The following is a 17874-nucleotide window of genomic DNA, read 5'->3' as shown; positions in this document are numbered from 1 at the left end:
CGTCCCGTGCGACGCTCCCGCCCGGTGGCCCTCCGCCCGGGGGTCCCGTCCCCGGCGTCCCCGCCCCGGTCCGTCCCGTGGTCCGACCGTCCTGGCCCGGTCGCGTGGCCCGACCGTCCTCGCCTGGTCCCGTGGCCGGACCGTCCGGTCCGGTCGCGTGGCCCGAGACCGGTCCCGCACGGTCGCGTGGTGCGACCGGTCAGGCCCGGTCACGTGGTCCGCCCCGTACCCGCCCGTGGTCCGACCCGGTGCCGTCCCGGCCCGTGGTTCCGACCGGGGGCGGTAGCGACGGGCCCGGACGATCCCGGGCACCCGGCCGGGTACGGCGCCCCTGTCCCGGCCCGGCGGCCGGACCACGGGCCGGAAGCCTGACCACGGGCCGGTCCCGGTGGCCGGCGCGGTGGCCGGGCCGATGGGCTCAGCCCGCGAACGCCCCCGGGTGGACCTGCTCCCGCACCGCCACGTACTGCTGACGCACCGCCTGCCCCACCGCCAGTTCCTCGCCCGGGTCGTGGACCTGTCCGGTCGCGCCGGGCCAGGCGGGCGGGGTGTGCGGGTCGAGGGTGCCGCGCGAGACGCCCAGCGCCCACGCCGCCTGCCGGGCCGCGCCGAGCGCCGCGTACTCGGCGGGCTGCGGGACGACGATCTGCGCGCCGAACAGCGACGGCGCCACGGCCTGGACGGCGGGCAGGTCGGCGGCGGCGCCCAGCAGGAACACCCGCCGCACCTCCACGCCCCGGCCGCGCAGCACGTCGAGCGCGTCGGCGAGCCCGCACAGCATGCCCTCGACGGCGGCCCGCGCCAGGTGCTCCGGGCGCATCGCCTCGCGGCGCAGTCCCGCGAGGGTGCCCGCGGTGTGCGGCAGGTCCGGGGTGCGCTCGCCCTCCAGATAGGGCAGCAGCACCAGTCCGTGGGCGCCCGGGGTGGACTTCAGGGCCAGGGTGGAGAGCGCCTCCAGATCGGGCAGCCCCAGCATCTCGGCGGTGCCGCGCAGGGCGCGCACCGCGTTGAGGGTGTGCACCACCGGCAGGTGCATCCCCGTCGCGTCGGCGAACGAGGTGATCATCCCGTTGGGGTCGGCGAGGGCCTCCCGGTGGACGGCCATCACGGAGCCGGAGGCGCCCAGCGAGACGACGGCGTCCCCGAGGCCGATGCCGAGGCCGAACGCGGCGGCCATGGTGGAACCGGTCCCGGCGGAGATCAGCAGCCCCTCCGGGGTGGTCCCGGCCGCCTCGGCGGGACCCAGCACCTCCGGCAGCACGACCTGCCGTCCGAAGGCCAGCTCCACCAGGTCGGGCCGGTAGGCGCCGGTCGCCGCCGACCAGTAACCGGTGCCGGAGGCGCCGCCCCGGTCGGTGGTGAGGCGCGGCGGACGGCCGAGGAGCTGCCACACCAGCCAGTCGTGGGCCTGGAGCACCTGGGCGACGCGCTGGGCGGCCTCGGAGTCGTGCACGGCGAGCCAGCGGAGCTTGCTGACCAGGTGCGCGGGCTGCGGGACGCAGCCCACGGTCTGGGCCCACGCCCCCGGGCCGCCGATCGCGTCGACGAGGTCGGCGGCGGCGACCTGGGTGCGGCGGTCGGACCCGACGAGCGCGGGGCGGACCGTGGCGCCCTGCTGGTCGAGCGGGACGAGCGCGTTCTGCTGGGCGGAGACGCCGATCGCCTCGACGCCCTCCAGCACCCCGCCGCCCGCGGCCTCCCCGAGGGAGAGCAGCCAGGTCTGCGGATCGACGTCACTGGGACGGCCGCCGTCCCCCTGCGTCCCCGCCCCCTCCAGGGGATGGGGGGCGTATCCCTGCTTGATCACGGCACCCGTGTCGGTGTCACAGACCACGATGCGCGTGGAGTCGGGCGTGCTGTCCAGACCGGCGACTATCCCCATGCGGGAATTCTGCACCACGTTCGGGCGTGGGCCGCACCACGACCGGGGCGGTCTTCGGGCGCTCCCTTCCGGCGGGGCCCGGGGCTCAGGTGTTGCTGGTGCCCCAGTCGTCCTCCCGGACCTCCCGGGGGCCGCCCCGGGCCCGCTCGCGCAGGGCCCGGACCCGGTCCGTCACGGAGTCCGGGACCCGGTCCCCCACCCGCTCGGTGACCGCGTGCAGCGCCTTGCCCGCGACCTCGCGTCCCTGGAGCGCGGCGCTCTCCGCGGTGTTGCGGACGGCGGGGTTCTCCGCGAACCTCCGCGCCGACTCCTTGAGCCGGTCGTACCGCTCCCGTCCGGCCCTGGTGCCCAGGACGTAACCGAGGGCGAGCCCGGCGACGAATGTGAGCCGGTAGCGCATGGAGCCACCCTTCCCTTGCGTCGGTGTGGATCACGGGAGCACCGATTGGCGGAGCACCCCCCTGCTTGCGCTAATGTATGTGTCGCAGCGAACGACCGCCCTCCGGCGGACGCCCCGATGGGCACGTTCGATGCGAACGAGGCAATCCTCCGTAGCTCAATTGGCAGAGCAGCCGGCTGTTAACCGGCAGGTTACTGGTTCGAGTCCAGTCGGGGGAGCTCGATCCTCCGTAGCTCAATTGGCAGAGCAGCCGGCTGTTAACCGGCAGGTTACTGGTTCGAGTCCAGTCGGGGGAGCAGCCGAGAAGGACCCCCTCAGGGGTCCTTTTTCGTGTCCGGTGGAACCGTACGGGCGCGGCGGAGGTCTCCATGGTCAGCAAGCCGACCAGCCGGAGCAGGAGATCGTATGAGCGGCTATGCTGCGGCAGACGGCGCGTACACATGTACGCGACGCGCCGTAAGGGGGCGGTAGCTCAGCCGGTTAGAGCAGCGGACTCATAATCCGTCGGCCGTGGGTTCGAGTCCCACCCGCCCCACCAAGCTGAGGTCAGAGAAACGTTCTGACCTGCGCGGACATTCATCCGGGCGGCCGGATTCAGAACAGCTGCGGGCTTCCGGACGCGGATCGTGAGCGCGGTCTTCACTCATGCGCCCCATCGGGGTCGGTCAGCTCGCGCCGCCGGGCCCCACCGGCCTCCGCCCCGGCTACGGAATCCAGCAGTCGACGGGTGTTCTCCGGAGAGCGCAGAAGGTACGCCGTCTCCTCCCACGCGCTGACGTCCTCCCCCGCCCCGGGCACGGCGTCCTCCTCGCGGAACGGGACGCGAACCGGAGCACGGGCCCGCCGGGCCCGACGCGCGCCACCCGACCGGAAGGCCCTCCCCCGTGCCCCCGTTGAACGAGTACCGCGTCCGCGCCACCCCCGACCGCCGGGTGCTCCAGGTCTACGACTCCGACGCGTACACCGCCGAGGACGCGGCCTGGGACGAGGCGAAGGAGAAGGTGGTGGGCGGGGACGGCGGCCATCTGGTGATCCTGAGCCTCCAGTCCGCGATCCCGGTGACCGTCACGGTCCGGCTCTGGGACACGCCGCCGGAGCCGCCCGCCGGGGCGGAGGGGCGCGCCCCCGTGCGCCTGGACTCCCCCACCGGTGTCCTCGTCGTCAACGAACTCACCCGGGGGCCCGCGGGCACCGTCGAACTGCCGGCCCCCGGGCTCTACCAGGGCCACGCGTGGTGGAGCGGACGACGGGCCGCGGGCGAGTACCACGACACGATCCTGGAGGAGTTCGACGAGGAGGAGGACCCGTACACCGACCTCCTCGCGGCCTGGCGGGCCTGTCCCGTCGAGGAACGGTACGTCCTCGATCTGGCCCGGACGCAGACGAACGCATCGCGTCACTGAGCGGTCGTTTCCGGCCGTCGATCACCTCCTCAGGAGGGTTACCCATGGTCGGTGGCCATGATCAGCGAGACGTTTCCGGTCGTACGGCTGAAGGAGCCCCTCGATGCCCGCTGCACACGTCAGTTCGGCCGTGATGACCCATCCGGTCCGCCGGGCCCAGGCGGAGGAGATGGTCGTCCGGCTGGGACTGGACGGTCTCGCGCTCGACCCCGACCCGGACGGGCCCCCCTCCGCGCTGCGGACCGCGCTGCTCGCCTGGTCGATGGTGGCGGAGGGCGCCACCCACCAGTTCATGATCCAGGACGATGTCGCCGCGCCCGACGACATGATCGACCTGGTCGCCCACTGCGCCGACCGGTTCCCCCACGACGCCCTCGCCTTCTACACCAACTGGCACGCCCGCAACGGCGGGGCCACCCGGCTCGCCGCGCTGGCGGGGGCGGGCTGGGTGCGCGCGGTGCCGGAGGAGTTCACCCCGACGCTCGCCATCAGCCTTCCGGTGGTCGTGGCCGAGGAGTTCCGGCGGTACGCCGAACGCACCGGGGAACGCCATGACGACGAGGTGATGGCGACCTTCCTGCGGCAGGACGGGCGGCGCAGCGCGCTGCTCGCCGTGCCCACCGTCACCGAACACACCGGCACCAGCAGCATCAACGGTCACGCGGCACAGGGCATACGGCTCGCGGTCTGCCCGGCGAGCGCGGACGACGCCCGGCCTGAGCTGTACGGGGGGTGGGTGCTGGAGGAGCTGCCGTGGGTGCCGTACATGCGCTACGGCGAGGGGTACATACGGCTGGTGGGACAGGAGACCACCGACCGGGTCCGGTACCACTACCCCTGGCGGGAGGCGCTGGCCGTGGAGGGCACGCCGACCGAGGAGGACGTCGACAAGCTGGTGGCCGAGCGGCGGCCGGAGGACCTGGCGACGGCGGTGGCGGAGGCGTTCGGGCGGCCCTACGCGGACGAGCTGTGGATCCACGCCCTGCTGCTGGGGCGGCAGGCCGAGGACGCCGCCCGGCGCCGCGCGCCCGAGGGCGCGACGCGGGGCGGCACCCCGGCCGCCGAGCGGCTGCGCCGGGCGGCCGTCTCGACGGTCGGTCCCGCCGGTCTCTCGCCGGAGCGGCGTCCGGAGGTGACCGAGGCGTACGCGGAGCTGCTGTCCGCGTACGCCTGGAGCGCGGTCAACTCCGGGGCGGTCCTGCTGGATCGGACGAGCTGAGGTCGTAGGTGATCCAGACGGCGGGCTCCCAGTAGGAGGCCCGGTCCCGCTCGCGTTCGACCCGGAGGGTGCTCAGGCCCTCCGGGAAGACGTAGTGGCCGCTCTCCGGGAACGCCATGCCGGTCCAGGACTCCCAGTCGGCGACCGTGCCGCTGATCATCGAGGACTCCTCCATCGCGGAGGTGATCCGGCCGCCGAGCCGCACCTGGGTGCGGATCCAGGGGTCGAAGGGCTCGCCGTCCTCCCGGGTCCAGGTCGCGTACCGCTGGATGGGGACCAGCGGATAGCGGTGCTTCCAGATCGGCCGCACCGGGACGATGAGCTGGGACAGCCCGTCCGCGCGGGCCAGGGCGATCATCTGCCGGAGCAGGGCCTTGGAGAGGCCGCCGCCCTGGTGGGCGGGGGCCACCTCGACGCCCAGCGCGCACAGGGCGTTGGGCGCGGTGCCCGCGTCATGGGCGGCGAACGCGTCCCGGATGGAGTCGTCGAGGCCGGTGCCGAGGCCGTCGGGGGTGCCGTCCCAGACCCTCGGCAGCGAGCGGCCCGCGCCGAGGATCGCGTCCGCCTCCTCGTCGTAGAGGATGAACTGGTGGTCGCCGAAGTCGTCGAAGAGCCGGTTCCAGTAGCCCTCGCCGATGTCGCCGTGGAGATTGTATTCGGGGATGACACCGGCGAATTCTTTGGTAATCCGGTCCCAGAGTTCAGGACGTTCGGTGTACAGGACGACTCTCAAGGTTTTTCCCTTTCCGGACTGTCTGCTGGTGGTTCTCACGGGCGGCGTCCCGGGAACACGGGTGGGTTGGTGACCACCGGGACACCGCCGTTCCTCACGCCTTGACGGCTTCCCAGACGATCACGATCGGAATTCCCCGCCAGGCGGCCCGGGCGGCCTCCTCGACGAACTCCTCGTAACCGCCGGGCGAGAGGCTTCCGTTGAAGGCGGGCTCATGGCAGGCGCGGACGGTGAGGCCCGCGGCGGCGAACGCCTCGATGTAGTGGCCGGCGAGGTGGACGTGGTTGCGGACGAAGGCGAGTTCGTCGTCGCCGTGCACGAAGAGGCACTGGCCCTGGAGGCTGATGACGAAGGGGTGCAGATCGGTGACGATCACCCGGCCGCCGGGGCGCACCACCCGGGCGAGTTCGGCGACGGCGGGGCGGAGGTCGGGCTGGTGGGTGAGGGCCAGGGTGGAGATCGCGAGGTCCACGCTGGCGTCCTCGACCGGCAGCTCCTCCAGGCGGCCGAGGCGGAAGTCCGCCTCGGGGGCCTTGCCCCGGGCCTGTTCGAGCATCTGCGGGGACTGGTCGACGCCGATGACGTCGTATCCGCGCGAGGTCAGGGCGACGGTGGTGCGGCCGGTGCCGCAGGCCGCGTCGAGCGCGGTGCCGACCGGGCCCTCGTCGAGGAGCCGGTGCACGATCGGCTCCTCGACCTGGAGGAAGGAGCTGGGCAGCGAGTCGTAGAGCTTGGCCCACGAGGCGTACCCGGCGGACTCGTCGAGTTCGCTGACGGCCGCGCCCGCGCCGGGCATGCCCGTGCCGTCGCTCCCGGCGAACTTGCGGATCTCGGCCACCCGGGCGTCCAGGAACGCGTCGTCGGCGTCGAGCGCGGAGCGCAGCAGGGCCAGCCCCTCGATCCCCAGGACCAGCTCGCGGACACGCAGTTCTTTTGCCATTGTTTTCCTTTCGGCACAGCACAGCACAGCACGCCTCGGTTTTTAGCGGAGCTACCCGTACGGCGTTCCCGACATTCTCTGAACGATCTTTGTGGCCGGAATCCGATCGTGAAAGTCCGATCCTTTCCGGTCAGTTGTTGTACCTGCCAGCAACTCTTACGATCGAGCGTCTTCGCCGCTGGAGAACGGCGATTCCAGTTGCTGGGAGGGGTCGATGATCGAGGGTTATGTGGACCGGGAGAGCGTCACGGCGGGCGGTGTTCTCGGATTGCATGTCTCGACCGACGCGGAGGAGTTCCGCGTCCGCTTCTACCGGCTGGGCCGGGAGTTGGCGTACCTGGGCGAGTCGGAGGTCTACCCGGGTTCGGTGAAGGCCCCGCCGCCGCATCCGGACGGCGAGCCGGAGCACGCCTCCCCCGCGGCCGACTGGGAGCTGCCGCGCCACGTGTTCCCCGTCCCCGGGGACTGGGCGCCCGGCATCTACCTCGCCCACCTAGTGGAGGGGGACGAACGGCGGGCCGCCGCCGTGCCGTTGCTGGACGACGGCGGGATCGAGGGGTACGCCCGGGAGTTCTTCGTGGTGCGCCCCACGCGGCCGGGGTCGCACGGCCGCGTCCTCTACAAGAAGTCCACCTTCACCCGGCACGCCTACAACCGGTCGGACAGCGAGGGCGTCCCGCGCTCCTCCAGTCTGTACGACAACCCGGTCTACCAGGAGGGGGGCGCCGACGGGCCGCGCGGCCACAAGCTGAGCCTGCACCGGCCCGGCGGGGTCATCGACCTGGCCTACTGGGACGCCCCCTTCATCGCCTGGCTGGAGCGGAACGGCTACGCGGTGGAGTACTGCACCGACCTCGACCTCCACCAGGACCCGGGGCTGCTCGACGCCTACGACCTGCTGCTGAGCGTCGGGCACGACGAGTACTGGAGCACCGCCATGCGCGACCACGTGGCCGCGCACACGGCGAGGGGCGGGAACGTGGCCTTCCTCAGCGCCAACACCTGCTGGTGGCGCGTCCACCTCACGGACGACGACACCGCCTTCGTCTCGGACACCGACCACCACGTCGGCGACGTCTATCCGCATCTGCCCGCCACCGACCTGTGGTGGGCGCCGGAGCCGGAGGGCGTGGGACGGCCGGAGAACACCATGACCGGGGTCAGCTTCCGCAACGGCGGGATGTGGCCCGGCGACTGGCCGGGCGACCGGCCGCGCGAGGGGTACACGGTGCAGCACGCGGACCACTGGGCCTTCGAGGGCACCGGGCTGCGCGACGGGAGCGACGGCGGCCGGGCCGACCGGCTGGGCGCGGGCACCGCGCTGATCGGGTACGAGTGCGACGGCGCCGCCTTCGCGTACGACGAGCGGGGCGTGGCGCGGGCGAGCGGTGCGGACGGCACCCCGGACTCCTTCCTGATCCTCGGCCTCTATCTGCTGGACCCGGTCAACGAGGACCTGCACCGGTTCAAGTGGGGCCACTGGAACTGCCCCGAGCGGGAGCCGGGGATCACCAGCCCCCGGGCCGCCACCATGGGCGTCCACACCACCCCGGGCGGCGGCACCGTCTTCACCGCCGGGACCGTCGACTGGTCGGTGGTCTGCGGCCGGGAGCTGGACCCGCACGTGGTGCGGGTGACCCGCAACGTCCTCGACCGGCTCTCCCAGCGGTACGGAGGCCGGGACGAGGCCGGGGCCGGTGACGCGGACGGGGCCGGGGCCGGTTCCTCGTCCGGGGGCGGGCACGGGGGCGTGGGCCTGGGCTGACGCCGGGAGCCGGACGGGGGCGGGGGCCGGATTGGCTACGGCTCCCGTCCGCCCGGCGACCGGTGCTGTTCCCACTGTTCCCGCCGCCGTTCCCGCCGTTCCCGCCGTCGGTGCCAGCCGTGCCAGCCGTGCCAGCCGTGCCAGCCGTGCCAGCCGTGCCAGCCGTGCCAGCCGTGCCAGCCGTGCCAGCCGTGCCAGCCGTGCCAGCCGTGCCAGCCGTGCCAGCCGTGCCAGCGGGACGGTACCGGTCCCCGGCGCCGCCCCGGGCGCCGGTGCCGCCCCGGGCGCCGGTGCCGCCCCGGCGGCCGGAGCCGGACGGGGCGGCGCCGACGGCACCGGGGCGGACGGCGGACCGGACGGTGCCCGGACGGGCACCGGGACGGGCGGCACCGGAACGTCCGCCCGGGCCCGGCCGGGCGGTGCCGGGGCGGACGGGATCACCGACGCCCGGGCTCCGGCCGCAGCAGCCCGGGGAGGGCGTCCAGCGAACCGATCCGGTGGGCCCGGTCGGGCAGCGGCGGGGCCACGCCGTCGACGGCCCGGTCGGGCCGCCACAGATGCACCGCCTCGATGCCCAGGGCGAGCGGCCCGACCACGTCGGCCTCCCACATGTCCCCGACGAACAGGGCCTGGCCGGGCTCCACACCACCGGCGTCGAGCGCGGTCCGGTAGATCAGCGGATGCGGTTTGCGCACCCCCGCCCGGGCCGAGGTGACCGCCGCGTCCACCAGGTCCGTCAGTCCGCACTCCGCCACCGCGCGGTCCAGGTCCCAGTACCAGTTGGAGCACAGGACGACCTTCACGCCGTCCTCCCGCAACCGGGCGAGGGCGGGCGCGACGTCGGGGAACGCGGCCACCCGGAGGCTCTTGACCGCCCGGTCCAGTTCGACCGCCAGCGGACCGGCCGCCTCCTCGGGGACGCCGCGCGCCACGGCCCGCGACCGCAGCCGCTCGACCTCCCACGCCCGGTACGTCTCCTCGTCGACCGAGTGCGCGCGGTGGTCCTCGCCGTCCGCCGGGCCCACCGACCACTGGTCGCCCCAGCGCTCGGCGTACGCGCCCAGACCCAGGCGCCGGAAGACCGACGCGTGGCTGGGCGGCATCGGCTCCACCATCCGCACCAGCGTGCCGTAGAAGTCGAACACCACCGCCTTCACGGCGGGCGCGGCGAAGGCCACGGGTCAGTACCGCCCGTGACGGCGGGGGAAGTAGTCCTCGCAGTCCCCGTCGCGCTCGATGTCCACGGTGGCACAGTGCAGACCGCCGCCGAAGGGGCCGACGGCGCGGAACGGCACCGGGACGATGTCGAAGCCGTAGGAGGCCAGCTGCTCGGAGAGGGCCACCTCCTTCTCCTCGATGCAGAGGGTGTTCTGGTCCAGGTTGAGCATGTTCCCGGCGAGCCAGGGGCTGCAGAAGGAGAGCTTCGGCGGGTGGTCCCAGCTCGCGGGCTGGACCGCCTCGATGACCTCCCAGTCGTTGAGCCGGTAGAACTCCATCAGCTCGGGGTCGGCGAGCCGCTCGCCGCAGTGCAGCACCAGCCCGGGGCGCAGCGGCACCCAGGTGGCGTCGATGTGCAGGGGGTGGCTGTTGGTGGAGGTCACCGCGTGCACCCGGTGGTCGGGGAAGTGGCGCTTGAGCCAGTCGAAGCCGCTGCGGTTGGTGACGAAGGAGAGCTGGACGAAGAGGTCCTTGCCCATCCGGGCGATGTCGGCCGCGTCGAACAGCGGCTCCTCCTCGGTCAGCACCAGGTCGTAGTCGCGGACCTTGGCCAACTGGACGTCCAGGGGCAGCTCGTTGTAGGTGTCCCAGAAGTCGGTGTGGTAACTGGCGTCGGTGAGGCGCGGCTTGGGCGCGGCCTCCCAGCGCATCCGGGGGTCGGACTTGAAGAGGTCCTGGAGGATGGGCCGGTAGGCGAGGTACTCGAACCAGCGGCTGCGGTACGACATGGTCGCTTCCAGGACCTCGCTGCCCACGGTGAGCAGCAGGTCGCGGGGCGGCATGCAGCCGGACATGGTGTCCTGCTCCCAGTCGGGAGTGGAGACCTTCTGGTTGAAGTCCAGCGGGGTGGGCCGGTCCACCCGGACGCCCCGCTTGCGGAGCATCGCCGCGAAGTTGTCGAGCTGTTCGTTGGCCTCCGCCATCATGTCGGCCGGCATGGTCCCGTAGGTGCCGAGCGGAAAGCCGTCCTCCGGGAAGTCCCGGCGCACCGCGGGCTCGGGGGCCTGGACCACCGCCGCGTCCGCCCTTCCGACGATGACGTGGCGCAGCGGGTCCCAGCCGTTCCAGGAGTTGACCCGGACGGGTCGGGAGTCCGAATCGCCGGACGTCGCGTCGTGGTTAATCACGGGTAACACCTTTCGATTGGTGAACGCAGGAGACACCCGGAGAAAAATGGGGCAGGGGTTGCGTCACCGTCAAGGGCACCCAAGCAGGGCATCATAGGGTTTTGCGTCAATAAAAACCCGCCGTTCGGACGGCGTGTTTCCCCACTACCCGCACCCTCCCCAGCGACCGGGGGGCGGAGGACAACAACAACGTTCCATAATTCACCTCCACATCCTGGCCAAAAAGTGCCCCATCGGTAGTTTGCCGGTCTTCCCTGGGTAGATAGCAGCCCGGTTCGACCAGACCTCGAAAGGCGGAAACCATGCAGTGGCGCTTACCTCGCTTCACCTCGGCTCTCGGAGCCGCCGTCCTGGTCGGGACGCTCGCCGGGTGCGGAGCGGACGATTCCCCCGGTGGGGGCGGCGGAGACTCGCTGACCGTCTGGCTCACGATCGACGCACGCGAGAGCTGGCCCGATCTGGTTGCCTCCACGAACAAACGATTCGCCAAACTGCACCCCAACAGCGATGTCAAGGTGCAGTACCAGCAGTGGCCGAGCAAGAACCAGAAGATTGACGCGGCCCTAGCGGGGCAGGACGTACCAGATGTGGTGGAGATGGGCAACAGTGAAACCACCAACTACATCATCAACGGTGCCTTCGCCACGGTGGACAAAAAGGATTTCGACCATTCGAAGGACTGGCTCCCGGCGCTGGCCGACGCCTGTCAGTACAAAGGCGAGACCTACTGTGTGCCCTACTACGCGGGGGCCAAGGTCGGTATCTACCGGACCGATATCCTCAAGAAGGTCGGCGTCACCGAGGCCCCCGGCACCTACCCGGAACTGCTGAAGGTCCTCGACAAGGTCAAGGCCGAGTTCGGCACCAAGGACAAGAACTTCTCCTCGTTCTATATGCCGGGCCGCTACCCGCACGCGGCCATGGCGTGGGTGAAGGACGCCGGGGGCGAGATGGCCGTCCAGGAGAACGGGCGCTGGCGCGGCGCGCTCTCCTCCCCCGCCTCCAGGGCCGGTCTCACCACCTGGAAGAAGCTCATCGACGACTACTACGTCGGTGACCGCTCCAAGGACAACGGCGACGAGCCGGGCGTGGTGGGCCAGGGCAAGGTCGCCATGTTCTACGGCAACACCTGGGAGGCGAACGCCGCGGCCGACACCCGCAGCGGCGGCAACCCCGAACTGAGCGGCAAGTTCGCCACCTTCCCCTTCCCCGGTCCCTCCGGGAAGCTGCTGCCGCCGTTCCTCGGCGGCTCCCTGCTGGCGGTCCCGGCCAAGTCCCGCAACCAGGAACTCGCCCAGGACTGGATCAAGTTGTTCACCGACGCCGGCTCCCAGCGGCAGCTGATCAAGGCGGAGACCCTGCCGAACAACACCGTCCAGCTCCGCGACGTGCCCGCCGACGGGATGAACGCCGCCGCCGCGCGCTCGGCGGAGCGCGGTTGGGTGACCCCGCTCGCCCCGGGCTGGGTCTCGGTGGAGAAGGCCAACATCCTTCCCGCGATGCTGCAGGACATCGCCACCGGCAAGAAGTCGGTCGACCGGGCCACGGCGGACGCCGACCGGGAGATCGACAAGCTGATCAACGAGAACTGACCCCCACCCTCCCCACTCCTCACGGTTCTCGCCCTCCCGTTCACCCCACCACTCCCCACCTCCCACCCCACCACTCCCCACTCCTCGCCTCCCACCCCACCTCACCCGACCTTCTGACTCCTGCCCTTCCCCCACCCGCCGGCCGTGCGCGCGTGACGCGCCACGGCCGGCGCCTCCGAGGAGTTTCCGCATGGTGACCGCAGATCCACCGGGCTCCCTCGCCGCCGCGCCACCCCCCGTCCCGTCCGCCTCCCCGGCCCCGGCCAAAGGGACCGGGCGCCCGGTCCGGTCACGGCGGCGCCGACTGGCCCCCTACCTCCTGATCGCCCCGACGGTGCTGGCGCTCGCCGCCGTGCTCGGCTACCCCCTGATCGAACTGGTGTTGGTGTCCTTCCAGGACATGACCCGTCGTGAACTCTTCGCCGGAACCCAGCCGCCCTGGGTGGGACTGCGGCACTACCGCGACATCGCCACCGACGGCTTCTTCTGGCAGGTGGTCGGACGCACCGCGCTGTTCACCGCCGTCTCCACCCTGCTGATCATGGCCGTCGCCATGGGCGTCGCCCTGCTGGCCCGGCGGCTCTCCCCCTGGGTGCGGGTCACCCTGGGGGCGGTGCTGGTCGCCGTGTGGGCGATGCCGGTGATGGTCGCGGCGGCCGTCTTCCGCTGGCTCGTGGACGCCGACTACGGAGTGGTCAACTGGCTGCTCGGGCTGCTTCCCGGCGTCGACTTCAGCAAGCACAACTGGTTCGAGGACCCCTGGCAGGGCTTCAGCGTGGTGGTCGCCGTCGTCGTCTGGGGCTCGCTGCCGTTCGCCGTCATCACCCTCCAGGCCGCCCTCACCCAGGTGCCGCCGGAGCTGGAGGAGGCGGCCACGGTGGACGGCGCCGGACGGTTCCAGACCTTCCGGTACATCACCTTCCCCGTCATCAAGCCCGCCTTCACGGTGGTCGCCACGCTCAACGGCATCTGGAACTTCGGGGTGTTCAACCAGATCTGGCTGATGCGCACCGGCCAGCCGGAGAAGGAGTACTACCTCCTCGGCGTGCACTCCTTCATCGAGTCGTTCGCCGTCAACCGCTACAGCGTCGGAGCGGCCATCGCCGTCGTCACCGTGCTGCTGCTGCTCGTGGGGGCGGTCTTCTACGTCCGCCAGCTCGTCCGGATGGGAGAGACCGAATGACCACCGCCCGCACGGCCCCGCGCGGTGCGCGGCGCCGCCGACGCTCCCTGTGGGCCGACGGTCTCGGCCTGCTGTTCTGCGCGCTGATGGCCTTCCCGCTCTACTGGATGGTGCTCACCGCCATCCGTCCCCCGTCCGAGATCCGGGCCGACCCGCCCGGCTTCTGGACCTCCGAGCCGACGCTCGACCACTTCCGGCGCGCCATGGCCTCGGAGACCTTCTGGTCCAGCGTCCGGGCGAGCGTCCTGGTCGGGGTGGGCACGGTGGTGATCTCGCTGATCATCGGGGTGGCCGCCGCCTACGCGGTGGCCCGGTTCTCCTTCGCCGGGCGGCGCGCGTTCGTGCTGGTGATCCTCTCCGTGCAGATGATCCCGCTGGCCGGGCTGATCATCCCGCTCTATCTGCTGCTCAGCGACGCGGGACTGACGGACAGCCTCACCGGCGTCGTCCTCACCTACCTGGTGTTCATGCTGCCGTTCACCGTCTGGCTGCTGCGGGGCTTCGTCGCGGGCATCCCGGTGGAACTGGAGGAGGCGGCCATGGTGGACGGCTGCACCCGGGCCGGGGCCTTCCGCCGGGTGACGCTCCCGCTGCTGGCCCCCGGGCTGGTGGCCACCTCCATCTACGCCCTGGTCCAGGCGTGGAACGAGTACGTCCTCGCGTACGTGCTGCTGTCCAGCACCGACAAGCAGACCGTCTCCATCTGGCTCGTCTCCTTCCAGACGAGCTTCGGGACCGACTACGGCGCGCTGATGGCGGGGGCCACGCTCACCGCCCTCCCCGTGGTCGTCTTCTTCATGATCGTGCAGCGCCGGGTGGCGGCGGGGCTCACCGCGGGAGCCGTCAAGGGCTGACCGCACGGGGCCCGCCCCGGCCGGTGGCGCACCGGCAAGGAACCACACCAGCCCGACCACGACCGGGCAAGAGCGGGGCGGCCACGCCGCCTCGCCGAACGACCGAGGGCACGGTGCCGCGGCGGTGGCACGCCCTCTTGACCAGCAGGAGAACTCTGTGACGTTCGACCGTCTCGACCTGGTGTCCAAGCTCTACCAGCCGGCCGGCTGGCCGCGGGTGCTGGACGCCGCCGCGGGCAGACGCACCACCGGTCCACTGGTGGTGGACCTGGACCCGACCACTTTCTGCGATCTGGCCTGCCCCGAGTGCATCAGCGGCAAGTTGCTGAACCAGGGCAGGTTCACCCCCGAGCGCCTCGCCGAACTGGCCGGGGAACTCATCGACATGTCCGTGCGCGGTGTGGTGCTCATCGGCGGCGGTGAACCACTGGCCCACCGGGGCACCCGTCAGGTGCTGCGGATGCTCGGCGAGGCCGGGATATCCATCGGCGTGGTCACCAACGGCACGATGATCAAACAGAACCTGGACGAACTCGCCGAGTACGCCTCCTGGGTGCGGGTCTCGATGGACGCGGGCACCAAGGACACGTACGGCAAGTTCCGTCCGGACCGCAAGGGCCGCAGCGTCTTCGACAAGGTCGTCGGGAACATGCGGCTGCTCGCCGAGGTGAAGAAGGGCGCCCTCGGTTACTCGTTCCTGGTGATGACCCGTCAGGAACCGGACGGCACGGTGATCAGCAACCACCACGAGGTGCTGGAGGCCGCCGGGCTCGCCCGTGACATCGGCTGCGACTACTTCGAGACCAAGGCGATGTTCGACGACGGCCACCACGTGATCCAGGTCGCCGACGACCTGCTGCGGTCCGTGGACGACCAGCTGGCCGAGGCCGAACGCCGCTGGGCGGGCGACTCCTTCGAGATCATCAACTCCTCCACCCTGACCTCGCTGCGCAACAAGGTGGGGGCGATCCAGCCCAAGGACTACCACCGCTGCCAGGTGGCGGAGCTGCGGACGCTGATCACCCCGTCCGGGGTGTACGTCTGCTCCTACCACCGGGGCAACTCCCAGGCGAAGATCGGCGACGCGGTCACCGAGCGGCTCCCCGACATCTGGGCGAACTCGGACCGGGGGATCATCGACCCGATCCGCGACTGCCGGTTCCACTGCGCGCGGCACCGCTCCAACCTCGAACTGGAGAAGATCGCGGCCGACCCGACGGCACCCGAACTCGGCGACGACTACGACCCGTTCATCTAGGACCGTCCGTACGGTTCCGGGGCTCCGGGGGCGTTCCCCCGGAGCCCCGGGGCGTTCCCCTTCGGGACCGCGTTCCCCCGGGCCCGTCCGGGCTGTGCGGGCTGTGCAGGCCGTCCGGGCCGTCCGGGCCGTCCGGGGGCCGAACGGGGGCCACCGGCCGAACGACCGGGGCCGAACGAACGACCGGGGGCAGGTACCCGCCGCGTGCGGCGGGTACCTGCCCCCGGTCCTCGTCGGTCCGCTACGCCGTGGCCACCGGCCCGGCGGCCCGGGCGGGAACCACCCGGGCGGCCGGATAGCGGGGGCCCAGCGCGGCGCGCACCGCGTCCGCCACCCCCTCGGCGTCGTCCCGGTGGCAGATCCCGACCAGGGAACCGCCGCCGCCCGCCCCGCTGAGCTTCAGCCGCAGCCCGGCGGCCCCGAGGGCCAGCGTCCGCAGCTCCTCCAGGACCGGGGTGGACATGCCCTGCTGGTCGCGCATGGTGACGTGGGCCCGGTCCATGGACGCCGCGAGGGCCTCCAGGTCCCGGTCCCCGATCGCCGCCCAGACCCCGGCGGACGCCGCGTCCGCCTCCTTGAGGTAGAGCGCCAGCGCCGGATCGCCCTCGGCGAGCTGCGCCCGGACCACCTTGATGTGGTCCCCGGTGTCCTTGCGGGTCGCGGAGTCCACCACCAGCACGGTCCACTCGGCGGGCAGCACGGTCCGCTCCCGCACCTCGGGCAGCCCGGTGGGCCGTCCCTCCAGCAGCAGCGCCCCGCCCTCGATGACGGCCAGCTGGTCCATCCCGCCCCCGTTGAAGCGGGCGAACTCGAAGGAGTACGCCCACTCGGCGAGGGTCGCGGTCGGGGTGCCCGGGGCGACCAGCCCGGTGTAGGCCCGCAGCAGCGCCACGATCAGCGCCGTGGAGGAGGAGAGCCCGCTGGCGGCCGGGGCGTCGCTGCGCACCCGTACCGCGGGCGGCCGGGGCGCGAGGCCCGGCAGCCGCCCGCGCAGGAACTCCCACACCTCGTCGGGCCAGCCGTCGCCGGGCGGCGCGGTGGTCCCCGGCACCGTCTCCACGGTGGTGGTCAGCTCCAGGGCGAGGCTGACGGACCGGCCGCCGAGCCAGTCCAGGTCCTCTCCGGACAGACAGGCCCGGCAGGGGACCTCGGCGCGCGCGGACGGTTCGGCGGTCACCGGGTCAGCCCGCCGTCTCGGCGAGCCAGGCGGGCACGGCCGCGGGGGTGTCGTTGAGCCAGCGGACGTACCGGTCCACGCCCTCGGCGACGGTGATCCCCGGCCGCCAGCGCATCAGCTCGTGCAGCCGGGTGGTGTCCGCGTAGCCGCCGAGCGGGTCGTCGGCGGGACGGGGCGTGGTGACGAAGCGGGAGCCCTCGAAGTGCGGGGCGATCAGCTCGCCCACCTCGCGCACCGAGGTGGGGGTGCCGGTGCCGACGTTGACGGTCTCCCCGACGACGCCGTCCTCCACCAGGGCGAGCGCGGTCGCCATGGCGATGTCGTCGACGTGGACCAGGTCCCGCACCTGCACCCCGCCGCCGTTGAGGCGCATCGGCAGTCCGAGCCGGGCGTGCATCGCCAGCCAGGCGACCATCCAGGAGTGGCTGCCGGGCTTGACTATCTGGGGGTCCCCGTAGACGGAGAAGTAGCGCAGGATCGAGAACTCGACCCCGGCGGCGCCCAGCAGCAGCCGGGTCTGGTGCTCCGCCCACAGCTTGGAGTTGGCGTAGACGGACAGCGGGTGCGGCGGCTGGTCCTCCTGGAAGACCTGCGGCCCGTCGGCGGGGGCGGTGCCGTTGCCGTACACGGCGGCGGAGGAGATCAGCACCAGTCGGCGCACCCGGGCGGCCGCCGCCTCCTCCAGGACGACCTCGGTGCCCTCGATGTTGGCCTTGAACGCGATGTCGGGTCTGCGGGTACAGGCCGCGACGTCCGCGAACGCCGCCGCGTGGACGACGCGTTCGGCACCGGCCAGCGCGTCGCGCACCAGCGCCCGGTCACGGATGTCCCCCACCACCAGACGGGTGGCGGTCCGCGGGCTGCCGAACAGCTCGTGGACGGATTCCGGATAGGCGTCCATCCGGTCCAGCACGGTCACCTCCGCCCCGACCCCGCGCAGCAGGGCGGTCAGCCTGCTGCCGACCAGGCCCGCGCCGCCGGTGACCACGATCCGGGAGCCCCGCAGTTTCTCCAGTCGGGAAGACCCGGATTCACCTGAGGCGATGGCCCCGTCGTCGGTCTTCACGCTCATACGGACTCCTCTTTCGGTGATACGTATGGGATGCAGCGCAGACAGCATGAA

15 protein-coding genes and 3 tRNA genes are annotated in these 17874 nt (G+C 72.1%); 10 read left to right on the top strand and 8 right to left on the bottom strand.

Going from position 1 to position 17874, the window contains the following annotated elements; translation table 11 throughout:
• Positions 1 to 418: 418 nt before the first annotated feature.
• Both ACVWNX_RS24400 and ACVWNX_RS24395 read right to left on the bottom strand, forming a co-directional pair.
• Positions 419 to 1882 (bottom strand): FGGY family carbohydrate kinase, encoded by a 1464-nt coding sequence (locus ACVWNX_RS24400; RefSeq protein ID WP_454409921.1) that lies wholly within the window; start codon positions 1880 to 1882, stop codon positions 419 to 421.
• Positions 1883 to 1967: 85 nt separating this feature from the next.
• Entirely contained in the window at positions 1968 to 2282 is a 315-nt protein-coding gene (locus ACVWNX_RS24395; protein WP_454409920.1) for a YtxH domain-containing protein, read from the bottom strand.
• Positions 2283 to 2427: 145 nt separating this feature from the next.
• On the opposite strand from ACVWNX_RS24395, the gene ACVWNX_RS24390 reads away from it, so the two are divergent.
• The 5 genes from ACVWNX_RS24390 to ACVWNX_RS24370 all read left to right on the top strand — a co-directional run bounded on the left by ACVWNX_RS24390 (position 2428) and on the right by ACVWNX_RS24370 (position 4904).
• A tRNA-Asn gene (locus tag ACVWNX_RS24390) sits at positions 2428 to 2500 on the top strand.
• Positions 2501 to 2505: 5 nt separating this feature from the next.
• Positions 2506 to 2578: transfer RNA gene (locus tag ACVWNX_RS24385), tRNA-Asn, on the top strand.
• Between the two features lie 165 nt (positions 2579 to 2743).
• Positions 2744 to 2820 (top strand) — tRNA-Ile (locus ACVWNX_RS24380).
• A 346-nt stretch (positions 2821 to 3166) separates the two neighbouring features.
• A complete protein-coding gene (locus tag ACVWNX_RS24375) occupies positions 3167 to 3685 on the top strand; it encodes a hypothetical protein (protein ID WP_454409919.1) in 519 nt (172 codons plus the stop codon).
• Between the two features lie 103 nt (positions 3686 to 3788).
• Complete coding sequence (locus tag ACVWNX_RS24370; RefSeq protein WP_454409917.1) at positions 3789 to 4904, top strand: hypothetical protein; 1116 nt, start codon at positions 3789 to 3791, stop codon at positions 4902 to 4904.
• On the opposite strand, the gene ACVWNX_RS24365 is transcribed toward ACVWNX_RS24370, so the two are convergent.
• Together ACVWNX_RS24365 and ACVWNX_RS24360 are read right to left on the bottom strand one after the other, a co-directional pair.
• Positions 4867 to 5637, bottom strand: coding sequence for a GNAT family N-acetyltransferase (locus ACVWNX_RS24365; RefSeq protein WP_454409915.1), 771 nt, complete (start codon positions 5635 to 5637; stop codon positions 4867 to 4869). The two genes, ACVWNX_RS24370 and ACVWNX_RS24365, sit on opposite strands and share 38 nt — an antisense overlap.
• Positions 5638 to 5731: 94 nt before the next feature.
• Positions 5732 to 6577 (bottom strand): class I SAM-dependent methyltransferase, encoded by an 846-nt coding sequence (locus ACVWNX_RS24360; RefSeq protein WP_454409913.1) that lies wholly within the window; start codon positions 6575 to 6577, stop codon positions 5732 to 5734.
• A 214-nt stretch (positions 6578 to 6791) separates the two neighbouring features.
• Here ACVWNX_RS24360 and ACVWNX_RS24355 point away from each other — a divergent pair, with 214 nt between their 5' ends.
• Positions 6792 to 8342, top strand: coding sequence for a N,N-dimethylformamidase beta subunit family domain-containing protein (locus ACVWNX_RS24355; protein ID WP_454409912.1), 1551 nt, complete (start codon positions 6792 to 6794; stop codon positions 8340 to 8342).
• Between the two features lie 437 nt (positions 8343 to 8779).
• Here the strand turns inward: ACVWNX_RS24355 and ACVWNX_RS24350 are convergent, their stop codons facing one another.
• Together ACVWNX_RS24350 and ACVWNX_RS24345 are read right to left on the bottom strand one after the other, a co-directional pair.
• Positions 8780 to 9520 (bottom strand): HAD family hydrolase, encoded by a 741-nt coding sequence (locus ACVWNX_RS24350; protein ID WP_454409910.1) that lies wholly within the window; start codon positions 9518 to 9520, stop codon positions 8780 to 8782.
• A gap of 3 nt (positions 9521 to 9523) precedes the next feature.
• A complete protein-coding gene (locus ACVWNX_RS24345; RefSeq protein WP_454409908.1) occupies positions 9524 to 10687 on the bottom strand; it encodes a serine/threonine protein kinase in 1164 nt (387 codons plus the stop codon).
• Between the two features lie 302 nt (positions 10688 to 10989).
• On the opposite strand from ACVWNX_RS24345, the gene ACVWNX_RS24340 reads away from it, so the two are divergent.
• From ACVWNX_RS24340 to ACVWNX_RS24325, 4 genes are all read left to right on the top strand, one after another.
• On the top strand, positions 10990 to 12279 hold the full coding sequence (locus tag ACVWNX_RS24340; protein ID WP_454409907.1) for an extracellular solute-binding protein: 1290 nt from the start codon (positions 10990 to 10992) through the stop codon (positions 12277 to 12279).
• A 190-nt stretch (positions 12280 to 12469) separates the two neighbouring features.
• Positions 12470 to 13462: a carbohydrate ABC transporter permease gene (locus ACVWNX_RS24335; RefSeq protein ID WP_454409905.1), complete on the top strand. Its 993-nt coding sequence runs from the start codon at positions 12470 to 12472 to the stop codon at positions 13460 to 13462.
• On the top strand, positions 13459 to 14316 hold the full coding sequence (locus ACVWNX_RS24330) for a carbohydrate ABC transporter permease (protein WP_454409904.1): 858 nt from the start codon (positions 13459 to 13461) through the stop codon (positions 14314 to 14316). Before ACVWNX_RS24335 ends, ACVWNX_RS24330 begins: the two co-directional genes overlap by 4 nt.
• 157 nt (positions 14317 to 14473) lie before the next feature.
• Entirely contained in the window at positions 14474 to 15574 is a 1101-nt protein-coding gene (locus ACVWNX_RS24325; protein WP_454409903.1) for a radical SAM protein, read from the top strand.
• Positions 15575 to 15815: 241 nt separating this feature from the next.
• On the opposite strand, the gene ACVWNX_RS24320 is transcribed toward ACVWNX_RS24325, so the two are convergent.
• Complete coding sequence (locus ACVWNX_RS24320) at positions 15816 to 16751, bottom strand: GHMP family kinase ATP-binding protein (RefSeq protein WP_454409902.1); 936 nt, start codon at positions 16749 to 16751, stop codon at positions 15816 to 15818.
• Between the two features lie 4 nt (positions 16752 to 16755).
• Positions 16756 to 17823 carry an NAD-dependent epimerase/dehydratase family protein gene (locus tag ACVWNX_RS24315; RefSeq protein WP_454409901.1) on the bottom strand — a complete coding sequence of 356 codons (1068 nt, stop codon included), beginning with the start codon at positions 17821 to 17823 and terminating at the stop codon, positions 16756 to 16758.
• Positions 17824 to 17874 lie beyond the last annotated feature (51 nt).

The sequence above is a fragment of the Streptomyces sp. JNUCC 64 genome (assembly GCF_054484115.1).
The sequence above is the reverse complement of the archived record's forward strand: the minus strand, read 5'-3'. Positions and strand labels throughout refer to the sequence as shown.